This window comes from Variovorax sp. 05N34 (assembly GCF_056397405.1).
Genome location: NZ_JBFTNI010000001.1, coordinates 112681 through 137121 on the forward strand (window position 1 = coordinate 112681; position 24441 = coordinate 137121).

Consider the following 24441-nt stretch of genomic DNA (forward strand, 5'->3'; position numbering starts at 1 on the left):
TTATTGGTCGTCGGCTTCCGAAATCCGCATCAGCGCCGAGCGATCGAGCACCACCAGACCGGCTGGTTCGATGCGGATCGCTTCCTCGCGCTCCATGGCCTTCAGTTCCTGGTTGACGCGTTGGCGCGACGCGCCGAGCAACTGGGCGAGTTCTTCCTGCGCGAGTTGCAGCCCGATCCGCATCTGGCTGCCGTCCGCGAGATTCGGCACGCCATAGCTGCGCACCAGATGAACGAGTTGCTTGGCCAGGCGTGCTCGCAAGGGCAGGGTATTGAGATCCTCGACCAGCCCGAACAACTGCCGAATCCGTCGCGCCTGAAGCCGCATCAGCGCTTCGTAGAGCTCGATGTGATTGGACAGGATCTTCTGGAAGTCCGCACGGGCCACGCAAAGAATCGTCGAATCGCCATGCGCATAGGCATCGTGCGTGCGCCGATCTCCATCGAAGATCGCCACGTCGCCAAACCAGATGCCCGGCTCCACATAAGTCAGCGTGACTTGCTTGCCCGACACTGCGGTCGAACTCACACGCACGGCTCCCTTCGCACACGCGATCCACTGCTCGGGCGGATCGCCGCGAGCGGCAATCAGTTCGCCGTCCTTGTAGCGTTTGACGAATGCACATCGGAGGATGTCGTGGCGCAGTGAGGGGGAAAGTGAAGAAAACCAGCGACCACCGTTGATCGCTTCTCGTTCTTCGATGGTAAGAATGGGGTCGTCCATGGACTGTCCTGTCGGTGACTGAAAGGGGTAGGGGCTGTCGCGAGAGCGACCTGCTGCTATTCGTAGCGAGGTGTTTGCTTGTCGAGAAAGGCGGCGATGCCAATACCCGCATTCGCGTGATGAAGATTGCGAACGAAGTGGTCACGCTCTGCCGACAGCTGCGAAACGAGCGTGGCGCCGCGAGCTTCACCGAGCAGTTCCTTGATGCTTGCCATCGAGTTCGGCGCGCGCGCATTGAGCTTTGCGGCAAGCGCGAGAGCACCTGAAAGAGCCTGGCCGTTTTCGGTGATCTCGTTGATCAGGCCCAATGCATGCAGGCGCGATGCATCGAGGCGCTCGCCCAGCATGAGCCATTCGCTGGCCAGTTGGCGGGGCAGCATCCGTCCGAGATGCCAACTCAGACCGCCGTCCGGCGACAGTGCGACATTGCTGTATGACGCCGCGAAGACGGCGTCGCGTGCGGACACGACCAAGTCGCACGCCAGCGCCAACGAAAAGCCCGCGCCTGCGGCCGCTCCTTCGACCGCGGCGATGACAGGCTTGGGAAACGTGCGGATCGTGTCGATCCAGGTGTGCAATGCCTCGATGCTTTCGGCCTGCACCGAGGGATCGAGCGTCCGGTTGTTCTGGAGCCGTTGCAGGGATCCGCCCGCGCAGAACCATTTGCCTTCGCCGACGAAGACGACGCTGCGGATCTCAGCACTGTTCTCGGCGCCGTTGAGCGCCTCGATGCCTGCCGCGTACATCTCGGGCCCGAGCGCATTGCGCTGCGATGGGTTGGAAAGCGTCAGCACCATCGTGCTGCCTTCTGTGGTGCTCTTGAGTTCTGCGGTCATGGGTGGTCTCGTGTGTCTCAGGGTTCTGCTCTTTACTCTTCTTGATGTGTGAGGCTCAGGCCGAGCGCTCCGCGGCGGCGCAGCCAAGGGCTCGGGCGATAGCGCGGGTCGCCGTACACGGTCTGCAAGTTGAACAGCACCTCCAGCATGTTGGTCGGGCCGTACAAGTCACCCATTGCCAACGGACCTTGCGGATAGCCGAGGCCGAGCCGCACCGCCAAGTCGAGATCGGCGGGCGTGCAAACGCCTTGCTGGCACATGTCGCAGGCGATGTTCACGATGGTGGCGACCACGCGTTGCGTGACGAAGCCACCGCTGTCGCGGATCACGCTGACTGCCTTGCCGTCGCGCGCGAACAGTGCATGCGCCGCGTCGCGCATGTCCCGGCGTGTTGCAGGATTGGTTGCGATGACGCGCCGCTTGGTCGCGGCATCATCGATCATCATGTCAATGCCGACGGTGCGCGTGGCGTCAAGCCGTTCGACGGCCGCCACGGTTGTCACATCGAAGCCTAGGGGCGCAACCAGAATCAGCGCGGAAGGAGAGGGCGTTGCACCACTTTCGAGTTGGGCGCCAAGCGCATGCACCAGCCGCAGCAGCTCAGGGCGCCGGGCTGCGCGGGGAGACACCCAAACCGCCGGCATGGCGTCGACGGTGGGCGATGGCGCCTCGGGGGTCTGTTGAATGGCACCGTCGACATAGCGATAGAAGCCTTCGCCCGTCTTGCGGCCCAGCGCGCCGGCGGCCAGCCGTTGTGCCGTGATCACGCTCGGGCGATATCGCGGTTCGTCGTAGTACTGGCGATAGATCGACTCCATGACTGGGTGCGAGACGTCGAGCGCCGTCAGGTCCAGCAACTCGAAGGGCCCGAGTCGGAAGCCCGCCTGATCCTTGAGGATGCGGTCGATCGTCGCGAAATCCGCGACCCCTTCGCTGGCGATGCGCAATGCTTCGGTGCCGTAGCCGCGCCCCGCGTGGTTGACGATGAAACCGGGCGTGTCCTTCGCCTGGACCGCGCTGTGGCCCATCTGCTTGGCATAGCCTGAAAGCCGGCGGCAGACTTCAGGGTCCGTCTTGAAACCGGCTACCACCTCCACGACTTTCATCAGCGGGACCGGGTTGAAGAAATGAAAGCCGGCCATGCGCTCGGGATGTTTCAGCGCGGCGGCAATGGCAGTGACTGAGAGGGACGATGTGTTGGTGACCAAGGTCGCCGAAGGCGCGACGGCGGCTTCGAGATCGCTGAACAAACGACGCTTGACCTCGAGGTCTTCGATCACCGCCTCGATCACGAGATCGCAGCCGGCGAGCTCCTGCATCGAATCGACGGCGATCACGCGGCTGGACAACTCATCGCGTTGTGTCGCGTCGAGCTTGCCTTTTTCGTGTTGCTTTTGCCATTGGGCAAGAATGGCGTCGCGGCCGCGCAGAGCTGCGCCTTCGAAGCTGTCCAGAAGGAAGACCTTGCTTCCGGCTTGGGCAGCGATTTGGGCAATGCCTCGCCCCATTGCGCCGGCGCCGATCACGGCGGTGTTGGAAAAGTTCACAGTCATTTGATAATTGTCTCTCCGTGGGTCGGGGTCCCTGACGCACATGTCAGAATGTGTCAACTTTTGATTGCTTCTTGAAGCCTATTTTGCGATTTCCACGCTTGGCGGCGAGCCTGCTTCTTTTCGGGGTCGTCCTCGAATCATCCGCCTTGACGATAGGCCGGCCCCAGGGCGCCGTCTGGATCGGCAAGCCGATCGACATGGTGATCCCGATCTCGCTGGCAGCCACCGAGGACGGAGGCTCCCTATGCCTCAACGCCGATATCTTGCAAGGGGACACGCCCATGCTCGACCGGCGAGTGACTGTATCGCTGGAAGCAGGCGGGAGTCCGGGCAATTCGAACATCCGGGTGCGCTCGACAGTCCCCGTCGAAGAACCGGTCGTCACGGTGACCGTCCGCGCCGGGTGCGACACGAAGACGAGCCGGAGCTATGTGCTGCTTGCGGATGTGCCTTCGGACGTGACGCCGCCGGGTGTTGCGTTTGCCAGTGCTCGCGCCTCCGTAGAAGTGGCGACCGCACCGCGGGCATCCCTGCGCCCGGTGTCGCGTACGGCCGGCAGCGGCGGAGCGTCCGGTTCCGATGGGGCGGCGACGGGGGCGAAACGCTCTGCGGCATCGGCCGACTCGACATCCGACCGCGATCCGGCAACGTCCGCGCAGCGCAAACCAAGCGCCTCGCCCGCACCTCGTCGCGCTGCCGTCGTTCAGGCGCCGGCCGCTTCGCGTGCTGTCAATGTGGCTCAGGCATCCCCGGCTGCTCAGCCGGCGAAGGCGGCACCCGTCGCCGCAGGACCTCGACTCCAGGTGGATGCGTTGGAGCCGGAGCCGGCAAAAGACGCAGGCCTGAAATCGACCAGCCGATTGAGCTTGCCGGCCGTCGAGGATCCAACTCGCCGGGCGGCGGCCGCCGCTCTCTGGGGTGCCCTGGATCCTGCCGCCGAGCAGGCCCGGCGCGATGCCCAGCGCGCCAAGGAAATGGATGCCACGCTAGCCGCTTTGCGCGATCAAACGGCGCAGAATCAGCGCGCACTGGCCGATATGCGGAGCGAACTGGCACAGGCACGGGAAAGCCAATATCGCAATCCGCTCGTCTACGCGCTGCTCCTCGCATTGTTGTTGGCTCTGGTCGGCATACTGCTGCTGTGGCGCATGTCGCGCAGGGCTGTGGCGCCCGCGTGGTGGGGTGATTCGGAATTGAAGCGCGGCGACCCGAAGCCAAAGCTCGGAGCGAAGCGCGTTCGGCGGCACGGCGGTTTGCTTGACGAAGATGAGGATTTGGACTCGGATCCCGATTCGGAGCCGCATGAGCAGCCGCGCAAGCGCAGCCTCGGCGTGTCGACTTTCGGTGCAAAGCCGCTTGCGGTACCTGATCACGCCGACAGTGATTTCGGCGAGCCGCCGCATCCCTCTCGCGCCTTGGAAAGCGTGCCGGCGCGGCTCGTCAATACCGAAGAACTTCTGGACGTGCAGCAGCAGTCGGACTTCTTCCTCTCGCTGGGCCAGCACGATCAGGCCATTGCGGTTTTGCGGGAGCACATCGAAGCCAACCCCGGCACCAGTGCGCTGGCGTACCTCGACCTTTTGCGGATCTACCATGCGCTCGGGCGCGAGGACGACTACGCCGGCGTCGCCGAAGAGTTCGAGCGGGCATTCAATGCCGACGTGCCCGCATTCGAGAATTTCACGGATACGGGCAAGGGCCTCGAACACTATCGAAGCGCCCTGGCGCGCATCGAATCGCAATGGCCTGCGCCGAGCACTTTGGCCTTTATCGAAGAACTGATTTTCCGAAAGCCCGGTGTCCACGAGGACGGGGCCTTCGATCTTGCCGCCTACCAGGAGCTTCTGCTGCTCTATTCCCTGGCCAAGGAAGTCATCGAACCCGCGAGCGCGCCGCCGGTCCTGGTGACGCCGCAGGCGTTTGCGGACACCTATGGGCATGATGGCGAGCTGACGGCGACTGCGCCTCTCGGCCCGGAAACGGAGCCGCCTGCAATAAAGGACGGTCCTGTCCTTCCGCCGTCGATCTATGGGTCGATCGACGAGCGTTTGCAACATGACACCGTGCTGATCCCGGATGCCGCGGCGACGCTGCCGGCGGACGTCGATGCTCCGGCGCCAACGCCAGAGAGGCCTCCGCTTGAACTCGATCTTGCCGAATTCGACAAAACGGCTTACGAGACGATGCCGACGCCGCTCGAGCAGCCCAAGGCGCCGCCAGCGCCTTCGACCGACCCGCATCTGATCGACTTCGAACTCTTCGATCCGAGCACCGAAGCGGAAATCGCCCCGCGCCCGATCATCAAGCGCTGAAAGCGGGGGCGCGCCGCTGCGCCTTTTCGACAGCGATGCTGAGCGCAATGGCAAAGAGCATCGTCGCAAAGCCAACCCAGCTCATCCATGCGGATTCGTCGTTAGCGAGGAGCCAGCCCCCGGCTGCTGCACCGATGGCCTGACCGATGTAGATCCCTGAACTGTTCAGTGCGACCGATCCAGGCGCAAGCGAAGGCTCGAGAGACACTAGGCGCGCCTGTTGCGCCGAATTGGTCGCGAAGCAGCCCAGTCCCCATGGCGTCAGCAGCAGCGCGAGCCATACCAGCGTGACGCCGAGCGGCCAGAGCAGCAAACTCAAAGCGATCAACGCTGTCGTCAGCAAGACCATGCGCGGTGGCCCCACACGGTCGATGTAGCGGCTGACGAGCACGTTGCCCACCACGCCGCAAGCACCGAACCAAGCCCACATGAGGCCCTGTTGAGTGGCGTTTGCACCCAGCTGCTGCTTGAGCAGCGGGGCGAAATAGCTGAACAAGACAAACTGCCCGGACCCCTGCAGCGCGGTGACGCACACCACACCCATCAGCAAAGGACTTTTGAACACACGGCCCCACGACTCGCGCGACAACGCAGCGGGTCGAATGCCGGAGGGCAGTTGCCGCCAGACCCAGATGGCGCTCACGAGCGACAACATCGAGATCAGCAGGAATGCGGGCCTCCACCCGAAATGGCCGCCTATCAGCGCGCCGATCGGAAGCCCCAGCACTGACGCCATCGACCATCCGAGAAAGACGAAAGTGACGGCACGCCCGCGCTGTTCGTTCGGCACCAGGAGACCGACACAAGCGGCTGCCTGCGGCGTGAAGATGGCTGGCGCCACCACCGTCAACATGCGGACGACAAGCAGTCCGACGAAGTTCGGCATCAGGGTCGCAACAAGATGCCCGCCCGCGTACCAGAGCATCGTGCAGGTCAGCAGCACGCGGCGATCCCACCCGGCGACGACGGCGGCAAGCAACGGAGCCCCGAGACACATCACGACCGCCGCGGCGGTGATCAACTGGCCGGCGGTTGCAGCGCTAACCTGCAGTGATGCACTGAGCTCATTGAGCGTTCCGGGCACGACCATCACGCCCGTGCCGATCACGAAGTTGCCAGCCAGCAGGGACCACAGCGCGGCCGACGGTGCCGACTGTCTCAACGCCGGACCTGCAGCGCGCCAGGATTGACGATGTTGGTCGGATTGCCCTTGATGAAGCTGACGACGTTGTCGAAGGCTTGCCCGAAGTACATCTCGTAGCTGTCTTGCTCGACATAGCCGATGTGTGGCGTGCAGATGCAGTTTTCGAGGCGGAGCAGCGCGTGGCCTTGCAGCGGCGGCTCGCTTTCGAACACATCAATGGCGGCGAGGCCAGGCCGACCACGATTGAGCGCAGCAAGAAGAGCGTCTTGCTCGACAAGCTCCGCGCGCGACGTGTTCACGAACAGCGCCGTCGGTTTCATGCGCGACAGGTCTTCTAGCGTCACAAGCCCGCGCGTCTCTTCCGTCAGCCTCAGGTGAACCGACAGGACATCGGCCGCGGCGAAGAAGGTGTCTCGGTCCGATGCGACCTGGAAGCCATCGGACCTTGCCTTGGCGCAGCTTTGCTCCCGGCCCCAGATGACCACCTGCATGCCGAAAGCCTGCCCATAGCGAGCGACCAATTGGCCGATGCGGCCATACCCCCAGATGCAGAGCGTCTTGCCCTTGAGCACCGAGCCCAGGCCGAAGTTCGGAGGCATCGACGCCGACTTGAGGCCCGACTGCTGCCAGGCGCCGTGCTTCAGGTTGCTGATGTATTGGGGCAGCCGGCGCATGGCGGCCATGATCAGGGCCCAGGTCAGCTCGGCCGGGGCCAGCGGCGAGCCCGAGCCTTCGGCGACGGCGATGCCGAACTCGGAACAGGCATTCACGTCGACGTGACTGCCGACGCGACCTGTCTGGGAGATGAGTCTCAGCTTCGGCAGCTTTTCGATGAGTTGCCTGGAGATGTTGGTGCGCTCACGGATCAACACAATCACTTCGGCATCCTTGAGGCGGACCGAGAGTTGCCCGATGCCCTTGACTGTGTTGGTGTAGACCTTGGCCGCATAAGCGTCGAGCTTGGCTGCGCACTTGAGCTTGCGCACCGCGTCCTGATAATCGTCGAGGATCACAATGTTCATGGCGTGCCATTGTGCCTCGCACCGCCCACGTGCTGTGTCGGCGCACTGCCTGGCCTCCGCTTATCTTGAACAATTTTGCGGCGAGAGCAGCGCGCTTGCGGGCTTCTCTGCCGTCAATGCAGATGAGCGCGAAGGCCTGGCGACGGGGGAGAGGCGGCGGCCTCGAGTGCTACGAGCCTGTCGAGCTCGGCGCATACGTCCGCCATGCGGCCGGAAATCACCACCCGGCCTGGATGGCGACCGGTTTGCTGGGCATCGACCATCCGCACGACTCGAAGCGGCCGTGCCGCCGAGCTCGGCGCATCCTCGCGAGTCGCCGGACTTTGGCGCAACCCGCAGCTTGGCCGAACCCCGACATAGCGCAAGCCCGCCGTGCTGATGTGGCTTGACCGACGCGTTGGCATCCATCGGCTGGCCAATGTCTGCAGAGGCGAGATCAGGTCGACGATGCTAAGAAGAGCGATTCCCATGTGAACTCCAGAAAAGTCAGAGATTGAACATAGGCAGGATTGCTTTCATTGGCCACGACAGGGTGATGGCACTACGCCATACGCCCGCCACCTGTCGCGGCCGTCAACGAGGCGAACACGGGTGCAGACCGAGTTCGCTTGCAGGATGGTCGAAGGGTTACATCAACATCGTGTTGCGGATCAGTCCGACAGCGAGGCCTTCGATCTCGAAGGGCTCACCCGGTTGAACAACGATGGTGGGGTAGTCAGGGTTTTCGGCGTGCAGTTCGATGACTTGCTTGTTGCGCTTGAGCCGTTTGACAGTGACCTCATCGCCCAGGCGGGCGACCACGATCTGGCCGTTGCGGGCTTCCTTCGTGGCCTGCACCGCCAGCAGATCGCCGTCCATGATGCCGGCGTCGCGCATGGACATCCCGCGCACCTTGAGCAGATAGTCGGGTTGCCGCTGGAACAGCGTGTTTTCGACATAGTAGGTTTGGTCGACGTGTTCTTGAGCCAGGATCGGCGAGCCGGCTGCCACTCGGCCGATCAGCGGCAGCGCGAGTTGTGCCATACCCGGAAGGGACAAGGAAAATTGGCTGTTTCGGGACTCGTTGAGCGCGCGCAATGCATCGCCCTTGAGGCGGATACCGCGCGACGTGCCACTGACGAGTTCAATCACCCCCTTGCGCGCGAGCGCCTGCAAATGCTCTTCGGCTGCGTTGGCAGACTTGAAGCCCAGTTCAGCCGCGATCTCTGCGCGAGTGGGAGGCGCACCGGTGCGCGCGATCGCGCTTTGGATCAAATCCAGAATCTGCTGCTGGCGGGCGGTAAGCTTGACTGCGAACTGCATGTGGGCTCCTGAAGGAACTGGCTGAATATCCAGTACCTGTATTTTTAACCAGTTTTCTGTGGTTGGCAAGTCATGAATGAAATCAAACAAGGCGACGAGCGCATCCGCAAGGTGATCGTGCTGGGAACAGGCGGCACGATCTCAGGCCGCGCCGAGTCTTCGGCCGACAACATCGGGTATACGGCCGGCCAAGTGGGCGTCGAGGAACTGCTGGGTGGAATCAAAGCGCCGGCTGGCGTGGAACTCGCGGCCGAACAGGTGGCGCAGATCGACAGCAAGGACATGAGTTTTGCAATCTGGCAGAAGCTCGCGCAGCGGTGTGTGCACTGGTTGGCGCAGCCCGATGTGTCAGGGCTCGTCATCACCCACGGAACCGATACGCTGGAGGAAACCGCGTATTTTCTGCATTCCGTCATTGCATCCGCATCGGTGAAACCTGTGGTGCTCACGTGCGCGATGCGGCCCGCCAGCGCGCTGGTGCCGGACGGTCCGCAGAATGTGCGCGACTCCATCGTCGTTGCGTCCACCCAGGGCGCGCGCGGTGTCGTGGCCGTCTGCGCCGGGGCCATGCACGGTGCGGTCGACGTCCAGAAGGTGCACACGTACCGGCTCGATGCCTTCGCCTCCGGCGATGCCGGACCGTTGGGTTACGTCGAGGAGGGGAGTGTTCGACTAGTGCGGACATGGCCGGCCCCCGCGCCAGCCGCCCACGAGGTCTTCAGTCGCGTGGTTGCCGCGCGCAAGTGGCCGCGCGTCGAGGTCCTGATGAGCCATGCGGATGCGCGCGGCAGCATCGTCGATGCCTTGGTGCGAGAGCGTGAGTTGGGGTCATCCGAAGTGCTTGATGGGCTCGTGCTTGCCGCCACCGGAAACGGAACCCTGCATCACGCCCTGGAAGCCGCTGCTTTGCGGGCTCAGGCCGCGGGCGTGTCGGTCGTCCGCGCTACGCGCTGTGCGCAGGGGCGCATCTTGCCAAGACAGAACGAGCTTCTTCGGGATGCAGGCGCACTGACGCCGGTCAAGGCGCGCATCGAGCTCGTGCTGGAGCTGCTGGCGGGGCGGCCATCGCCATGAAGATCAGGAGCTCAGTGCAGCCAGCGCGCGCTGAGTGATGTCGTCCACCGTTCCGACACCGCTGATGGAGCGGTACTTGGGTGCCGCAGCCGGGTCGGATTTGGCCCACTGCGAGTAGTAGTCGACCAGCGGCCGCGTCTGCTGGCTGTAGACCTCGAGCCGCTTGCGAACCGTCTCTTCCTTGTCGTCTTCTCGCTGGATCAAGTCTTCGCCCGTCAGGTCGTCCTTGCCGATGACCTTGGGCGGATTGAACTTCACGTGGTAGGTGCGGCCAGACGCCGGGTGTGAGCGGCGACCGCTCATGCGTTCGATGATGTCGGAAAAAGGAACGTCGATTTCAAGCACGTAGTCGAGCTTGACGCCGGCCGAGCGCATCGCTTCGGCTTGGGGGATCGTCCGTGGAAAGCCGTCGAAGAGAAACCCTTGGGCGCAATCGGGCTGCGCGATGCGTTCCTTGACGAGGTTGATGATGAGATCGTCGCTCACCAGCGCGCCCGATGCCATGACGGACTGTGCCTGCAGGCCAAGCGGCGTACCGGCCTTGACCGCGGCGCGAAGCATGTCGCCGGTCGAGATTTGGGGAATGCCGTATTTCTGGCAAATGAAGGCCGCTTGCGTGCCCTTGCCCGCACCCGGGGCGCCCAGCAAAATCAGTCTCATGGTGTCCTCGGAAGGTTTTTCGATTTATGTCGCGCCATGCTGCCTCCCATAGGATTTCCCAGGCGGAATTGCGGCGAGGATAGCATGCGCTCCCCCCGCTAAAACGAAGCTAGCCAGCAGCGAGAAGGGCGCGAACTCGCGCGAGATCCTCTGGCGTATCGATCCCGGGGCCGGGAGCATCCGAGGTGATGTGGACAGCGATGCGATGACCATGCCAGAGCGCTCGAAGTTGTTCGAGGGCTTCGGTGGTTTCGACGGGCGCAGGAGGCAGGCCCGGAAACTGCCGGATGAATCCAGCGCGGTAGCCGTAGATGCCGATGTGCCTCAAGGCCGGCGGCGACGTCGGCACTGCTTTCGGCCCCAGCGCCGCGAAGCCGTCGCGCCACCAGGGGATTGGGGCTCGGCTGAAGTAGAGCGCATAGCCCTTGGCGTCGAGCACGGTCTTGACCACGTTGGGATTGGCGAATTCCTCGGGCGAATCGATCGCGTGCGCCGCGGTGCTCATCGCTGCGTCGGGATGGTCCGCCAGAGTTCGTGCGACCGCGTCGATCAACGTCGGCTCGATCAACGGTTCGTCGCCTTGCACGTTCACGACGATGGCGTCGTCCGCGAGGCCGAGCTGCGCGCACGCCTCGGAAAGGCGATCGCTTCCGCTGGCGTGATCGGTGCGAGTCAGCAGCGCCTGCACGCCATGCGCCGCGCATGCGGCAATGATGCGCGGGTCGTCTCCCGCCACCACGACGCGCTGGGCGCCTGATACCAAGGCGCGCTGGGCAACGCGCACGACCATGGGCAGCCCGGCGATGTCAGCCAGCGGCTTGTCCGGCAGTCGGGTCGATGCGAGCCGGGCGGGGATCAGGACGACGAACGCCGCGTTCAATTCAGCCCGCCCGGTCAAAGGCCCAGCTCTTCGTCGGAAAGCGTCCTGGCTTCCGCTTCGAGCAGCACCGGAATACCGTCGCGCACCGGATATGCGAGGCGTGCGCTGCGCGAGACCAGCTCCTGCTTCTCAGCGTTCCAAGTGAGGGGCCCCTTGGTCACGGGGCAGACGAGCAGTTCAAGCAGCTTGGTGTCCATCGCGCGATGATAGCTTTGCGTCCAGCGCTGCGAAGAACGCATCCGACGTTTCGAAGACGAGCGGTACCGCCAATGCGTCGGGCACTTTGCACCAGAGCTTTACGGCGTCCTTTTCGGTGCAGAGCAGCGTGCGGCCGGTCGCGGGCGCATTCCAGTTGTCGAAATCGTCATGGTCCGGAAGTGCGATGCATTGTTCGAGGTGCAAGCCCCGCTCGCGCAGCATGTCGAAAAAGGCTTCTGGCTTGGCGATCGCCGCCACCGCGTCGAGATTTTGGTATTGAAGATCGCTCAGCGGAATCGTCGTGCCGTCTTTTCGGACGGCGTAGTCGGCCAGCATTCGCCGTGCAGTGAAGCCGTCGAACGCCGGCCGGCCGCCCGTGTGAAGCACCAAATCGCAATGACGCGGCCACTTTTCGCGCAAAGGTCCAGCGGGGAGCAGCCATCCGTTTCCGATGCCCCGGTCATCGAAAACGCAAATCTCGACATCGCGAGCCATGGCGAGATGCTGCAGGCCGTCGTCGCTCACGATGACCTCGGTGGTCGGATACCGAGCCAGAAGCGCGATCGCCGCGTCAACGCGCCGCCGTGCAACGAAGACCGGGACTCGCGTCGAGCGCCGGATCAGCGCGGGTTCATCGCCGACGTCACGAGGATGGCTGTCATCGAGGACTTCCCGGCAATCGTCGGTGACTCGCCCATGGCCGCGCGATACGACACCGGCGTGGATACCGCGCGTTTGAAGATGCCGCACGATGGCCATCACCGCAGGCGTCTTGCCGGACCCTCCGGCGATGACATTGCCGACGACCACCACGGGCACGCCAACTCGTGTGGTTCGCAGGATTCCGAGTCGATACAGGCAGCGCCGGAGCCCGGTGATCGCACCATACAACTGCGACAGCGGCCACAGCAGCCGTGCGAGCGCTCCGCGTTGCAGCCAAGCCTGCCGCAACGACGCCAAGGCTATCGTCCCGCCTGCGCGGCTGACTGTGTTGCGAAGGTGATCTGTATCAGACCCGCCCGGCGCGCCGCTTCCATGACGGTGATCACGGACTGGTGGGTTGCGCTGGCGTCGGCGCTGATGATCACGACGCGGTCCGTTGCTCCGCCGGTGGCAGCGGCCAGCGCCGCCGCTACGCCTTCCACGCTGCGGTCCGGCAGAACGCTCTTGTTGATCGAGTAGCGCCCATCGGACGACACGGCCACGATCAGTTCCTTCGGGTAGTCGCGCTGCGCTTCCGCATCCGCGACCGGCAGGCGCAACTGCATCTCGGTGAACTTGCTGTACGTCGTGGACAGCATCAGGAAAATCAACACGACCAGCAGGACGTCGATGAACGGAATCAGGTTGATCTCCGGTTCCTCGCGCGAGCCGTGGCGAAAGTGCATTCTCATCGGCGCAGCGTGTTCAGATGGCGTGCAAAGCGCTCGCCCGAGAGCTCGAGGTTCAGCAGGTATTCGTCGACCCGGCTGCGGAAGTAGCGCCAGAAAATCAGCGCCGGAATCGCAATCATGAGCCCGAACGCGGTGTTGTAGAGCGCAATCGAGATGCCATGCGCAAGCTGCGCCGGGTTGCCGGATCCGACGGCGCCGCTGGAGACCGACTGCGCGCCGAAGATCTCGATCATCCCGATGACGGTGCCGAGCAGGCCGAGCAACGGTGCAGCCGAAGCAATGGTCGCCAGGGCGGGCAGATAGCGTTCGAGGCGATGGGCGACCACGCGCCCGGCCGCTTCCATCGACACGCGCAAGTCATCTTCGCTAGAGGTCGGGTTGACATTGAGCGCACGAAAGCCCGCAGCAAGCACTTCGCCGAGGCCGGAATTCTTTTCGAGCTTGGTCACAACATCAGGGCCGGGGATCGCGCTGCGCGACACCGCGATAGCTTCGTCGAGCAGCTTGGGAGGCAAGACCTTGGAAGTCTTCAGGCTGGCGAATCGCTCGATGACGAGTGCCAGGCCGACGATCGAACAAGCGAGCAAAGGCCAGATCGGCCAACCCGCAGCAACTATGATGGAAAACAAGAATTCCTCCGGCCCATGGACTGCAAATGCGCGGCGATTATCCACCTTGCTGACCTGTATTCCGGCGCGGCTCCCGTGTAGGTGAGGGCGCACAGAATCTGTGGATAACTTTGTGATTAACGGCCTGGGCAACTCGCCCGAACCCGCACCAGATGGGCCTTCCCTTAAATCGAGCGATATTTGAGCACCGCTTTCTTCATAAAAATCAATGACTTGCACGGGAACATGCGCCCGCGCTGTGCATGGATGAGTTGTCGCAGCGACCTCCTGCCCGGTTGTGGAAGGTTTTCGGCTTGTCACGCAGGTGAGGCATGAACGGACGTGAGCAAACACCTGCGGCCGGCGGGCGCGTCTGGGCGGTCGGAGCACTTTGCCGGGCCGTCGCCGATGCCTTGGACGCGCGCTTCAACCCAGTCTCAGTGCGCGGAGAAATTTCCGGCTTCTCGCGCGCCTCCAGTGGCCACTGCTATTTCTCTCTGAAGGACGAAGCAGGACAGTTGCGTTGCGCGATGTTCCGTCGCGCGGCGAGCCTGCTGGACTTCTCGCCGCGCGACGGCGACCAGGTCGAAGTGCGCGGTCGGCTCGCGGTGTATGAGCCGCGCGGCGATCTCCAACTGGTGGTGGAAAGCCTGCGTCGCGCAGGGCAGGGCGCACTCTTCGAGCAGTTCCTCCAGCGCAAGGCCAAACTGGAAGCGGAAGGCCTCTTCGATCCAACTCGAAAGCGAGCGTTGCCGACGATGCCGCGCACCATCGGCCTGGTCACCTCGCTGGGCGCGGCAGCGCTTCACGACGTCGCCACGGCACTGCGCAGGCGCGTACCGCAAGTTTCGGTCGTGCTGGCACCGGCCGCTGTGCAGGGCGCGGGCGCTCCGGGTGAACTCGTGCGGGCACTGCAGTCGCTGTATGCCGTGGCACCGCAAGTGGACGTGATCCTGCTGGTGCGCGGGGGTGGTTCCATCGAGGATCTCTGGGCCTTCAATGACGAGTCGCTTGCGCGCACCATCGTGCGCAGCCCTGTCCCGGTGATCAGCGGTGTCGGGCATGAGACCGACTTCACCATCGCTGATTTCTGCGCGGACGTGCGCGCGCCAACGCCGACTGCGGCTGCCGAAATGGTCGCCGCGCCGCGCGATCTGTGGTTGGACGCCCTTGAACTGCTGGAAGACCGACTCCGCGGAGCGACCCTGGCGCGGCTGGATGCTTCGAACCAGCGGCTCGATGTGACGGCGGGCCGGCTCGGTCGCCCCTCTGAGCTGGTCGCCCGGCAACGATTGCGGCTCGCGCACCACGCCCAGCGGCTGCACTTCGCAGTGCTGTCGCGGATGGACCGGCTCGGACAGGCGCAGCAAGCCCTGGAAGGCGCACTTCCCATGAAGCTGCACGCAGCATTGGACCGGCAGCATCAGCATCTCAACCGCGCTGCGCTGCGTCTGCAATTGCTCGATCCGGCTCTGGTGCTTCAACGGGGGTATGCGTGGCTCACCGATGCGCAGGGACACGCCGTCACCAGTGTCGAGGACCTCGCCCCTGGCGACGATGTCCGTGCGCAGCTCGCAGATGGGATTGCCGAATTGACCGTGTCGAAGACCGAAACGAAAGGAAGGCGTCCGACGCCGAGTGTCTGATTTCCTTTCTAGAATCGTCCGTCCCACAACCAACCCCGAGAGCTACAACATGGAACACGTTCTTCCTCCTCTGCCATACCCGATGGACGCGCTGGCGCCCGAGTACTCCAAGGAAACTCTCGAGTACCACTACGGCAAGCATCACAACGCCTACGTCGTGAACCTGAACAACCTGCAAAAGGGCACGGAGTTCGAGAACATGACGCTCGAGCAAATCGTGAAGAAGTCCAGCGGCGGCATCTACAACAATGCAGCGCAAACCTGGAATCACACGTTTTTCTGGAACTGCATGAAGCCGTCCGGCGGCGGCGAACCCAGCGGTGCGCTCGCCAAGGCCATCGATGCCAAGTGGGGTAGCTACGCAGCCTTCAAGGAAGCCTTCGTCAAATCTGCCGTGGGCAACTTTGGCTCAGGCTGGACGTGGCTGGTGAAGAAGCCTGACGGCACGGTGGACATCGTCAATACGGGCGCCGCCGGCACGCCGCTGACGACCGACGACAAGGCGCTGATGACGGTCGACGTCTGGGAGCACGCGTACTACATCGACTATCGCAACTTGCGTCCGAAGTTCGTCGAGACCTTCCTCGCCAAGCTGGTGAACTGGGATTTCGCAGCGAAGAACTTCGGTTGATCCAGGGTCTTCGCACACATCGAGAAGCCGACCTCCGGGTCGGCTTTTTGTTGGGTACGAGCGGTTTGGAGTCTCAGCGCTTCTGGGTGAACAATTCCCCGCCGAGCTTCGTTCCTTCCTTGATGTTCTTGCGTGCGAACCATCCCTGGTTCATCTCCAGCACGAAGCGCACCGGTTCCTTCGAGCAATGCGAATCTTCTGTCATCGGCTTCATGTCCGCCAGATTCACGATGCGCCCATCTTCAGCCACGAAGGCGGCCGTCAGCGGCAGCAGAGTGTTCTTCATCCAGAAGCACTGCGTGGCGGGTTGTTCGAAGACAAAGATCATTCCTTCCGCCTGCGGCATGTCCTTGCGGAACATAAGCCCGATCTCGCGTTGCGTCGGCGTGTGCGCGACTTGCGCGTCGATTTGATACATGCCGGCGGTCAGCCTGACTCGGGGAAGATTGCTTTGTGGCCTTTGTGGCTCTTGCGCGTGCGCAAAAGTCACCAGCGAGACTGACAACAGAAGAAACGAAAAAAAACGCTGAAACATGGATCGACTTTCACGATGGCGACGCAAACAAGAATGCCCGCGCTATGCGGGCATCGACCAATTGTTCTTTGAGCTTACCTCTTAACCCCGTCAAATTGCTGTCGTGGACCTGACGTCCGCGACAGGGCGTTGCCGGCGAAAAAAAAGCGCTCCCGAGGAACGCTTTTCCGATTGGGAGCAATCCCGATTATTGGGGGGTGCCGCCTTGCGGGTTCATCTTGCGAACGTTGCCGTGGCGATCGCGGCGACGATCGCTGCGGGTGTCGGCGCGAGCCTGGCCAGCGGCCGTGGCCTTGCTCGGCACCACGCCGACGGCTTCGGAGGAGTTGCGTTGATCGCCGCCCTGCGGACGAACTTCACCTTGCGGCTTGGTCGAGCGGCGCTCTTGCGCGCGCTGTTGCGGCTTGGTGTTAGTCGGAGGGGCGGCTTCTTGCGAGGTCGAGGCGCCTTGGGCGTATGCGCCAGCTGCTGCGAACAGGCCGGCCATCATGACTGCGAGAACTTTACTCATTACAAATTCCTCATTGGAAATGGTTGAAAACGCCTCCCGGCCAGCAGAAGGTCAGCCAACAACGGCGCCCATGCGGCGGCGGTTGACAGACTCCTCAGGCTCCTCCGGTTGCGTCTAAAATTCTAAAGCTATCCAGCGGCCCGGCAGTTCAGTGTCTGCCAGGCTTTTACGCTTTTACGCAACGCGGAGTTTTCGTCTTCATGTCCAGCTACCAGCACATCAAAGTTCCGGCCCAAGGCCAGAAGATCACTGTCGATGCGGACAATTCGCTCAATGTGCCCGACCAGCCGGTCATTCCGTTCATTGAAGGAGATGGGACGGGGCTGGACATCACGCCCGTGATGCTGAAGGTCGTGGACGCCGCAGTTGCAAAGGCGTATGGCGGCAAGCGCAAGATCCATTGGATGGAGGTTTTTGCCGGCGAGAAATCGACGAGGGTCTACGGTCCCGATGTCTGGCTCCCGGAAGAAACGCTTCATGCCGTTCGCGATTACGTGGTGTCGATCAAGGGTCCGCTCACCACGCCGGTCGGCGGCGGAATTCGCTCGCTGAACGTCGCCTTGCGGCAGGAACTCGACCTTTATGTCTGCCTGCGCCCCATTCGGTACTTCGAAGGCGTGCCCAGTCCCGTGAGGGAGCCACAGAAGACCAACATGGTGATCTTCCGCGAGAACTCCGAAGATATCTACGCGGGAATCGAGTTCGAAGCCGAAAGTGAAAAAGCAAAGAAACTCATCAAGTTCCTGCAGGATGAGTTCGGCGTCAAGAAGATTCGCTTTCCCAATACTTCGGGCATTGGCATCAAGCCGGTCTCGCGTGAAGGCACCGAGCGGCTGGTTCGCAAAGCCATTCAATACGCCATCGACAACGACAAACCGAGCGTGACCGTCGTACACAAAGGCAACATCATGAAATTCACGGAAGGCGCCTTCCGTGACTGGGCGTACGGCTTGGCTGCCAAGGAATTCGGCGCCGAATTGATCGACGGCGGCCCGTGGATGCGCTTGAAGAACCCAAAAAACGGCAAAGAAATAACCATCAAAGATTCGATTGCTGACGCGTTCCTGCAACAGATTCTGCTTCGTCCCGCCGAATACAGCGTGATCGCCACTCTGAACCTGAACGGTGACTACGTTTCCGACGCTCTGGCTGCGCAAGTCGGCGGGATTGGAATCGCGCCCGGCGCGAATCTGAGCGACACGGTTGCAATGTTCGAAGCCACGCATGGGACCGCCCCCAAGTACGCCGGCAAGGATTACGTGAATCCCGGTTCCGAAATCCTCTCGGCCGAAATGATGCTGCGGCACATGGGATGGAAGGAAGCTGCGGACCTGATCATCAGCTCCATGGAAAAATCCATCGAAAGCAAGAAGGTGACGTATGACTTCGCCCGCCTGATGGAGGGCGCCACCCAGGTGAGCTGCTCTGGGTTCGGGCAGGTGATGATCGACAACATGTAATTTAGTTGTCTGAAGCGAGCTTCGACGCCTCGCCTCACAGAGCCCCGGGCCGCAAGGTGCCGGGGCTTTTTCGTTGCCGGGAAGGCACGAGGCTTGCATGAAGGCAGCCGCACTTCCGCCGCATCCATCTTGAATGTCACAAAGCTGGCACCAGTTGTGCCACTACAGCGAGTGCAACGCGTGGCTGCTCTATAAAATGATTTTCATGGCTACCAGAATCCCCTCGACCCCAAAGACGCCGCCGGCCACAAAGCCGGGACGGGACGATGGCGACTCGGTCGTTCTAGAACGTCGGCCGCAGAAAACCGCCCCGCCCCAGATGTACCAGGTCGTGATGTTGAACGACGACTACACGCCGATGGAATTCGTCGTCGTCGTGATCCAGGAGTTCTTCAACAAGGACCGCGAAACCGCGACACAGATCATGCTGAAGATTCACCTCGACGGTCGTGGCGTGTGCGGTGTCTACTCCCGCGACATGGCAGCTACCAAGGTCAATCAGGTCATGGAAGCGGCCCACCAGGCAGGGCACCCACTTCAATGCGTCAGTGAACCGGTTGAATAAATCACTCTCCAACCCATCTGACAAATTATTTACAGCAAGGCAAAAGGAAATCACATGATTGCCCAGGAACTGGAAGTCAGCTTGCACATGGCTTTTGTCGAAGCCAGGCAGCAGCGCCACGAGTTCATCACGGTGGAGCACCTGCTGCTCGCTTTGCTGGACAACCCGAGCGCCGCGGAGGTCTTGCGCGCCTGCTCGGCAAACGTCGACGACCTGCGCGCGTCGCTGACCAATTTCATCAAGGACAACACGCCACAGGTCGCGGGTACCGACGATGTCGATACCCAGCCGACACTGGGTTTTCAGCGCGTGATCCAGCGCGCCATCATGCATGTGCAGTCCACCGGCAACGGCAAGAAGGAAGTCACCGGCGCCAACGTGCTGGTCGCGATCTTCGGGGAAAAGGATTCGCATGCTGTCTACTACCTGCATCAGCAGGGCGTGACGCGTCTCGACGTGGTGAACTTCATCGCGCACGGCATCAAGAAGAGCGATCCGCCGGAAGCTGCCAAGGGCAGCAGCGATGCGTCTTCTGGCGAAGGCGAGGAGGGCGGCGGCGAGAAGAACGAGAAATCTTCTCCGCTGGAGCAATTCACGCAAAACCTCAACCAGCTTGCCAAGGAAGGCAAGATCGATCCGCTGATCGGCCGCGAGTACGAGGTCGAGCGCGTGATCCAGATCCTGTGCCGCCGGCGCAAGAACAACCCGCTGCTCGTGGGTGAGGCTGGCGTGGGCAAGACGGCGATCGCCGAAGGCCTCGCCTGGCGCATTACGCAAAACGACGTGCCGGAAATCCTGGCCGAGTCGAATGTGTATTCGCTCGACATGGGCGCACTGCTGGCTGGGACCAAGTACCGCGGTGATTTCGAGCAGCGCCTGAAAGGCGTGCTCAAGTCGCTCAAGGACAAGCCGAACGCGATTCTGTTCATCGACGAGATTCACACGCTGATCGGTGCGGGCGCGGCTTCGGGCGGCACGCTCGACGCGTCGAACCTGCTCAAGCCGGCGCTTTCGAGCGGACAGCTCAAGTGCATCGGCGCGACCACCTTCACCGAGTACCGTGGCATCTTCGAGAAGGATGCGGCCCTGTCGCGTCGTTTCCAGAAGGTCGACGTGGTCGAGCCGACGGTGCAGGAAACCGTGGACATCCTGAAGGGTCTGAAGTCGCGCTTCGAGGAGCATCACGGCGTGAAGTACGGCGTGGCTGCATTGCAAGCGGCAGCGGAATTGAGCGCCAAATACATCAACGACCGCCATCTGCCTGACAAGGCGATCGACGTGATCGACGAAGCCGGCGCCGCCCAGCGGATTCTTCCTGCGAACAAGCGCAAGAAGACCATCAGCAAGACCGAAGTCGAGGAAATCGTCGCGAAGATCGCGCGCATTCCCCCGGCCAACGTGTCGAATGACGACCGCGGCAAGCTGCAGACGATCGAACGCGACCTCAAGAGCGTGGTGTTCGGGCAAGACAAGGCGCTCGAAGTGCTCGCCTCGGCCGTCAAGATGGCACGTTCCGGGCTGGGTCGCGAGGACAAGCCGATCGGATCGTTCCTGTTCAGTGGTCCCACTGGCGTCGGCAAGACCGAAGCGGCCAAGCAACTTGCCTACATCATGGGCATCGAGCTCATCCGGTTCGACATGTCCGAGTACATGGAGCGTCACGCGGTGAGCCGCCTGATCGGCGCGCCTCCCGGCTACGTCGGTTTCGACCAGGGTGGCCTGCTGACCGAAGCGATCACGAAGAAGCCGCACGCGGTTCTCCTGCTCGACGAAATCGAGAAGGCGCACCCGGACATCTTCAACGTGCTGCTGCAGGTGATGGACCACGGGACGCTGACGGACAACAACGGACGCAAGGCTGATTTCCGCAACGTGATCATCGTCATGACCACCAATGCCGGTGCCGAGACGATGAACAAGGCGACGATCGGCTTCACGAACCCGCGTCAGTCCGGCGACGAGATGGCCGACATCAAGCGCCTGTTCACGCCGGAGTTCCGCAATCGGCTGGACGCGACGGTGAGCTTCAAGGCGCTCGACGAGCAGATCATCCTGCGCGTGGTGGACAAGTTCCTGCTGCAGCTGGAGACGCAACTCGCCGAGAAGAAGGTCGACGTCACGTTCACCGATGGGCTGCGCAAGCATCTCGCAAAGAAGGGCTTCGATCCGCTGATGGGCGCGCGCCCGATGCAACGCCTGATCCAGGACACGATCCGTCGCGCCTTGGCCGACGAATTGCTGTTCGGACGCCTGCAGGAAGGCGGTCGCTTGACCGTCGACCTCGACGACAAGGAAGAAGTGCAGCTGGACATCCAGCCGTTGGCGAAAAAAGAAGGCAAGGCAAAGCCGGAAGCCGAAGAAGCAGCAACTGGCTGAGGCGATACCAGCGGACCGGCAAAGCCGGTTCCGCCGTACTTCTGGTGAATGAATAAAGGTCGGTAGCATTGGGCTGCCGACCTTTTTTCTTTTTGGAACCCTTTTTCCCTTGATTCTTCCCGAGCTTAGCCAGGAATGGCGTACTGGCCTCTCGCTTGCATGGAGCGGCTACATCGCGGTGCTTTCCGTCTGGATCGTGATGCAGAAGCGGGCGCCGGTGTCGACGATGAGCTGGATTCTCTCGTTGGCTTTGGTGCCGTTCGTGGGGTTCATCGTCTATTACTTTCTAGGGCCTCAACGGCTGAAGAAGCAGCGGCTGAAGCGTCTGCGCAACCGGGCGAGCGCCCAGGCGCCGGGCGACACGGTGATGTTGCGCGATGCCGCCGAGCGTGCGCCGCCTTCGCTGCGGCAGATGGCGGCACTGGGGACTGCTGCCTGTGGATTGCCGGTGTCCAGCGCCACATCGGCCGAGCTGCTCTCGGGCGGGGCTCGCACCTTCGATGCGATCTTCGAGGCGATCCGTCAGGCGCGCGATCACGTGCATCTCGAGTACTACATCTTCGAGCCGGACAACATCGGCACCGCATTGCGCGATCTGCTGATCGAGCGCGCGCGCGAAGGCGTGACGGTGCGGCTGCTGCTGGACGCGCTGGGCTCCAAGCGCATCGGCCACAAGTTCATGGCGCCGATGCGGGATGCGGGAATTCTCATTGCGCTCTTTCACGACACACGCATCGGCAGGCGCCTGCGTCCGGTGACCAACTACCGGACCCACCGGAAGATCGTCGTGTGCGACGGCCGCGTAGGCTTTACCGGCGGCGTCAACATCACAGATGAAGAAGACGCCCGCACCCGTGCCGACGCGTATCACGACGTGCATTTGCGCATCGAAGGGAGCGCCGTGCGATGGCTGCAGACGACCTTCATCGAAGACTGGACCTATGCGACCGGCGAGAACCCCCGAGAGATGCACAAGGACATCGGCAGCCTGCTGCCGCGTCTCTCGCAGCATGACGGCGCGGGCGACATCCCGGTGCAGATCATCACCAGCGGGCCCGACAGCGCGCTGGAGCCCATTCATCGCATTCACGTCGCAGCGATCCATGCATCGGTCCACCGGGCGTGGCTCACCACGCCGTATTTCGTCCCCGGCGAACCCGCCCTGATGGCGCTCACGAGTGCCGCCTTGCGCGGAGTCGACGTGCGGCTGCTGGTGCCGCGGCGCAGCGATTCGCTGATCGTGAGCGCGGCGGCACGTTCGTACTACGACGAACTGATTGCAGCCGGTGTGCAGGTCTGGGAATACAAGGCGCGAATGCTGCACTCGAAGACGCTGGTGGTGGACACCAATTGCGCGATGATCGGCACCGCCAATTTCGACAATCGCAGCTTCCGGCTCAACTTCGAGGTCTGCGCCGTGATTTATGGTCCGACGCTTGCCAATCCCCTGATCGCGCAGTTCGAGACCGACCTTGGCAATGCGTCCCCAGTGCACGCCCAACGCCACCAGAGCTTTCTGCGCCGCCTGGGCGATGCCTCGGCCCGTTTGTTTTCTCCCTTGCTATGACCGCTCACACTTTTCTTTGGCACGACTACGAGACCTTCGGTGCCGTGCCGCGCCGCGATCGACCTTCGCAGTTCGCGGCAATCCGCACGGACGCTGAACTCAATGAAATCGGCGAGCCGCTGATGATCTATTGCAAGCCGGCGCCCGACTACCTTCCCAGCCCCGAAGCCTGCCTGATCACCGGCATCACTCCACAGCAGTGTCTGGAGCGCGGCATCCCCGAGCATGAGTTTGCTGCGCGAATCGAGCAAGCCTTTGCGCAGCCGGGCACCATCGGCGTGGGCTACAACACGATTCGCTTCGACGACGAAGTGACCCGTTTCCTGTTCTGGCGCAATCTCATCGATCCCTATGCGCGCGAGTGGCAGAACGACTGCGGGCGGTGGGACTTGCTCGATGTCGTGCGCCTGACCTATGCGCTGCGGCCCGACGGCATCGAATGGCCGAAGAAGGAAGACGGCAGCCAGAGCTTCAAGCTCGAAGACCTCGCACGCGCCAATGGCCTGCTGCACGAGGCGGCGCACGATGCTTTGTCGGATGTTCGCGCCACCATCGCTCTCGCGCGCCTGATTCGTCAAAGGCAGCCCAAGCTGTTCGATTTCGCGCTCGGCTTGCACCGCAAGGACCGCGTCGCGACCGAACTCGGCCTGCCCGCGACCAAGGAAACCGCGCGGCCGTTTTTGCACGTCTCGGGCATGTTCCCGGCCGAACGTGGGTGCCTTGCGGTCATGTGGCCGCTGGCGAGCCATCCGACCAATCGCAATGAGCTGATCGCGTGGGACCTCGCGCACGACCCGAGCGAATTGCGCGACCTGGATGTGGCGACGCTGCGCCTGCGGCTCTTCACGCGGAGCGCCGACCTGCCGGAAGGCGTCGTCCGGCTTCCTGTCAAGGGCGTGCACCTGAACAAGTCGCCGATGGTGGTCGGTAATCTTCGGACGCTCGCACCCGCCATGGCGACGCGCTGGGGCATCGATGTGGAAGCCGCCATGCGCAATGCCGCCATCGCTGCAGCGCTGCCCGACATGAGCGCGATCTGGTCGCAGGTGTATGAACGCGCGAAGGAGGGCACGCCGGACGTCGATGAAGATCTCTACGGAGGATTTGTCGGCAACGGCGACCGTCGCCGCCTGACCGAACTGCGAAGCCTTACGCCGGGCCAGCTTGCGCAGGCGCGCACCAGCTTCGACGACCCGCGGCTTGAGGAACTCGTCTTCCGCTTCCGCGCGCGAAACTTTCCCGAAACCCTGACCAGCGACGAGGCCGAGCGGTGGGAGGCGCATCGCATCGCCAAGTTGCTCGAAGGCGAGGGCGGGGCGCGCAACGTCGATGAGCTGTTCGCGGAGATCGATACGCTCGCCGAGACGGCGGATGAACGCGCAGAGCAGATACTCGGCGCCTTGTACGAATACGCCGAAGCGATCGCGCCAAGCATTTGAGAGGG

At 62.7% G+C, this 24441-nt stretch carries 23 protein-coding genes; 9 read left to right on the top strand and 14 right to left on the bottom strand.

The genetic code is table 11. From position 1 onward, the window contains the following. From AC1DMA_RS00625 to AC1DMA_RS00635, 3 genes are read right to left on the bottom strand one after another with little or no spacing between them, the layout of a single operon-like run. Positions 1 to 723 carry a Crp/Fnr family transcriptional regulator gene (locus AC1DMA_RS00625; protein WP_478142933.1) on the bottom strand — a complete coding sequence of 241 codons (723 nt, stop codon included), beginning with the start codon at positions 721 to 723 and terminating at the stop codon, positions 1 to 3. 56 nt (positions 724 to 779) lie between these two features. Then, the gene (locus AC1DMA_RS00630) at positions 780 to 1559 is read right to left on the bottom strand and encodes an oxepin-CoA hydrolase, alternative type (RefSeq protein WP_478123392.1); all 780 of its coding nucleotides are present in this window, start codon (positions 1557 to 1559) and stop codon (positions 780 to 782) included. Positions 1560 to 1591: 32 nt separating this feature from the next. Continuing rightward, on the bottom strand, positions 1592 to 3112 hold the full coding sequence (locus AC1DMA_RS00635) for a 3-hydroxyacyl-CoA dehydrogenase (RefSeq protein ID WP_478142934.1): 1521 nt from the start codon (positions 3110 to 3112) through the stop codon (positions 1592 to 1594). A 146-nt stretch (positions 3113 to 3258) separates the two neighbouring features. Between AC1DMA_RS00635 and AC1DMA_RS00640 the strand changes: the two genes are divergently transcribed. After that, positions 3259 to 5424, top strand: a complete 2166-nt coding sequence (locus tag AC1DMA_RS00640) for a tetratricopeptide repeat protein (RefSeq protein ID WP_478142935.1) — start codon at positions 3259 to 3261, stop codon at positions 5422 to 5424. On the opposite strand, the gene AC1DMA_RS00645 is transcribed toward AC1DMA_RS00640, so the two are convergent. The 3 genes from AC1DMA_RS00645 to lexA all read right to left on the bottom strand — a co-directional run bounded on the left by AC1DMA_RS00645 (position 5414) and on the right by lexA (position 8892). Then, complete coding sequence (locus AC1DMA_RS00645; protein WP_478142936.1) at positions 5414 to 6586, bottom strand: MFS transporter; 1173 nt, start codon at positions 6584 to 6586, stop codon at positions 5414 to 5416. The two genes, AC1DMA_RS00640 and AC1DMA_RS00645, sit on opposite strands and share 11 nt — an antisense overlap. Beyond that, entirely contained in the window at positions 6583 to 7590 is a 1008-nt protein-coding gene (locus AC1DMA_RS00650) for a D-2-hydroxyacid dehydrogenase family protein (RefSeq protein ID WP_478123388.1), read from the bottom strand. The genes AC1DMA_RS00645 and AC1DMA_RS00650 overlap by 4 nt, the downstream gene beginning before the upstream one ends. 627 nt (positions 7591 to 8217) lie before the next feature. Then, a complete protein-coding gene (lexA, locus tag AC1DMA_RS00655) occupies positions 8218 to 8892 on the bottom strand; it encodes a transcriptional repressor LexA (RefSeq protein WP_478123968.1) in 675 nt (224 codons plus the stop codon). Positions 8893 to 8964: 72 nt separating this feature from the next. Here lexA and AC1DMA_RS00660 point away from each other — a divergent pair, with 72 nt between their 5' ends. Continuing rightward, positions 8965 to 9966: an asparaginase gene (locus tag AC1DMA_RS00660; RefSeq protein ID WP_478142937.1), complete on the top strand. Its 1002-nt coding sequence runs from the start codon at positions 8965 to 8967 to the stop codon at positions 9964 to 9966. 3 nt (positions 9967 to 9969) lie between these two features. Here the strand turns inward: AC1DMA_RS00660 and adk are convergent, their stop codons facing one another. The 6 genes from adk to AC1DMA_RS00690 all read right to left on the bottom strand — a co-directional run bounded on the left by adk (position 9970) and on the right by AC1DMA_RS00690 (position 13727). Next, positions 9970 to 10626, bottom strand: coding sequence for an adenylate kinase (gene adk / locus AC1DMA_RS00665; protein ID WP_478123386.1), 657 nt, complete (start codon positions 10624 to 10626; stop codon positions 9970 to 9972). 109 nt (positions 10627 to 10735) lie between these two features. Next, positions 10736 to 11506 carry a 3-deoxy-manno-octulosonate cytidylyltransferase gene (kdsB, locus tag AC1DMA_RS00670; RefSeq protein WP_478123385.1) on the bottom strand — a complete coding sequence of 257 codons (771 nt, stop codon included), beginning with the start codon at positions 11504 to 11506 and terminating at the stop codon, positions 10736 to 10738. Positions 11507 to 11520: 14 nt separating this feature from the next. Then, on the bottom strand, positions 11521 to 11703 hold the full coding sequence (locus AC1DMA_RS00675) for a Trm112 family protein (RefSeq protein WP_478123384.1): 183 nt from the start codon (positions 11701 to 11703) through the stop codon (positions 11521 to 11523). Further along, positions 11684 to 12670, bottom strand: coding sequence for a tetraacyldisaccharide 4'-kinase (gene lpxK / locus AC1DMA_RS00680; protein WP_478123967.1), 987 nt, complete (start codon positions 12668 to 12670; stop codon positions 11684 to 11686). The genes AC1DMA_RS00675 and lpxK overlap by 20 nt, the downstream gene beginning before the upstream one ends. Beyond that, the gene (locus AC1DMA_RS00685; protein ID WP_478123966.1) at positions 12667 to 13092 is read right to left on the bottom strand and encodes an ExbD/TolR family protein; all 426 of its coding nucleotides are present in this window, start codon (positions 13090 to 13092) and stop codon (positions 12667 to 12669) included. Before AC1DMA_RS00685 ends, lpxK begins: the two co-directional genes overlap by 4 nt. Positions 13093 to 13094: 2 nt before the next feature. Continuing rightward, positions 13095 to 13727, bottom strand: a complete 633-nt coding sequence (locus AC1DMA_RS00690) for a MotA/TolQ/ExbB proton channel family protein (RefSeq protein ID WP_478123965.1) — start codon at positions 13725 to 13727, stop codon at positions 13095 to 13097. A 311-nt stretch (positions 13728 to 14038) separates the two neighbouring features. On the opposite strand from AC1DMA_RS00690, the gene xseA reads away from it, so the two are divergent. Together xseA and AC1DMA_RS00700 are read left to right on the top strand one after the other, a co-directional pair. Next, complete coding sequence (gene xseA, locus AC1DMA_RS00695; protein WP_478142938.1) at positions 14039 to 15352, top strand: exodeoxyribonuclease VII large subunit; 1314 nt, start codon at positions 14039 to 14041, stop codon at positions 15350 to 15352. 49 nt (positions 15353 to 15401) lie between these two features. Continuing rightward, on the top strand, positions 15402 to 15983 hold the full coding sequence (locus AC1DMA_RS00700) for a superoxide dismutase (protein WP_478123382.1): 582 nt from the start codon (positions 15402 to 15404) through the stop codon (positions 15981 to 15983). A 73-nt stretch (positions 15984 to 16056) separates the two neighbouring features. Here AC1DMA_RS00700 and AC1DMA_RS00705 read toward each other — a convergent pair whose 3' ends face one another. Next, positions 16057 to 16518 carry a DUF192 domain-containing protein gene (locus AC1DMA_RS00705; RefSeq protein ID WP_478123381.1) on the bottom strand — a complete coding sequence of 154 codons (462 nt, stop codon included), beginning with the start codon at positions 16516 to 16518 and terminating at the stop codon, positions 16057 to 16059. Positions 16519 to 16705: 187 nt separating this feature from the next. Next, on the bottom strand, positions 16706 to 17029 hold the full coding sequence (locus AC1DMA_RS00710; protein ID WP_478123380.1) for a cell envelope biogenesis protein TolA: 324 nt from the start codon (positions 17027 to 17029) through the stop codon (positions 16706 to 16708). A gap of 200 nt (positions 17030 to 17229) precedes the next feature. On the opposite strand from AC1DMA_RS00710, the gene icd reads away from it, so the two are divergent. From icd to sbcB, 5 genes are all read left to right on the top strand, one after another. Continuing rightward, positions 17230 to 18489, top strand: coding sequence for an NADP-dependent isocitrate dehydrogenase (icd, locus tag AC1DMA_RS00715; RefSeq protein WP_478123379.1), 1260 nt, complete (start codon positions 17230 to 17232; stop codon positions 18487 to 18489). Positions 18490 to 18694: 205 nt separating this feature from the next. Then, on the top strand, positions 18695 to 19054 hold the full coding sequence (gene clpS, locus AC1DMA_RS00720) for an ATP-dependent Clp protease adapter ClpS (RefSeq protein WP_478123378.1): 360 nt from the start codon (positions 18695 to 18697) through the stop codon (positions 19052 to 19054). A 54-nt stretch (positions 19055 to 19108) separates the two neighbouring features. After that, positions 19109 to 21430 (top strand): ATP-dependent Clp protease ATP-binding subunit ClpA, encoded by a 2322-nt coding sequence (gene clpA, locus AC1DMA_RS00725; RefSeq protein ID WP_478123377.1) that lies wholly within the window; start codon positions 19109 to 19111, stop codon positions 21428 to 21430. Between the two features lie 109 nt (positions 21431 to 21539). Next, positions 21540 to 22997, top strand: a complete 1458-nt coding sequence (gene cls / locus AC1DMA_RS00730; RefSeq protein ID WP_478123376.1) for a cardiolipin synthase — start codon at positions 21540 to 21542, stop codon at positions 22995 to 22997. Next, positions 22994 to 24436 carry an exodeoxyribonuclease I gene (sbcB, locus tag AC1DMA_RS00735; protein WP_478142939.1) on the top strand — a complete coding sequence of 481 codons (1443 nt, stop codon included), beginning with the start codon at positions 22994 to 22996 and terminating at the stop codon, positions 24434 to 24436. Before cls ends, sbcB begins: the two co-directional genes overlap by 4 nt. Positions 24437 to 24441 lie beyond the last annotated feature (5 nt).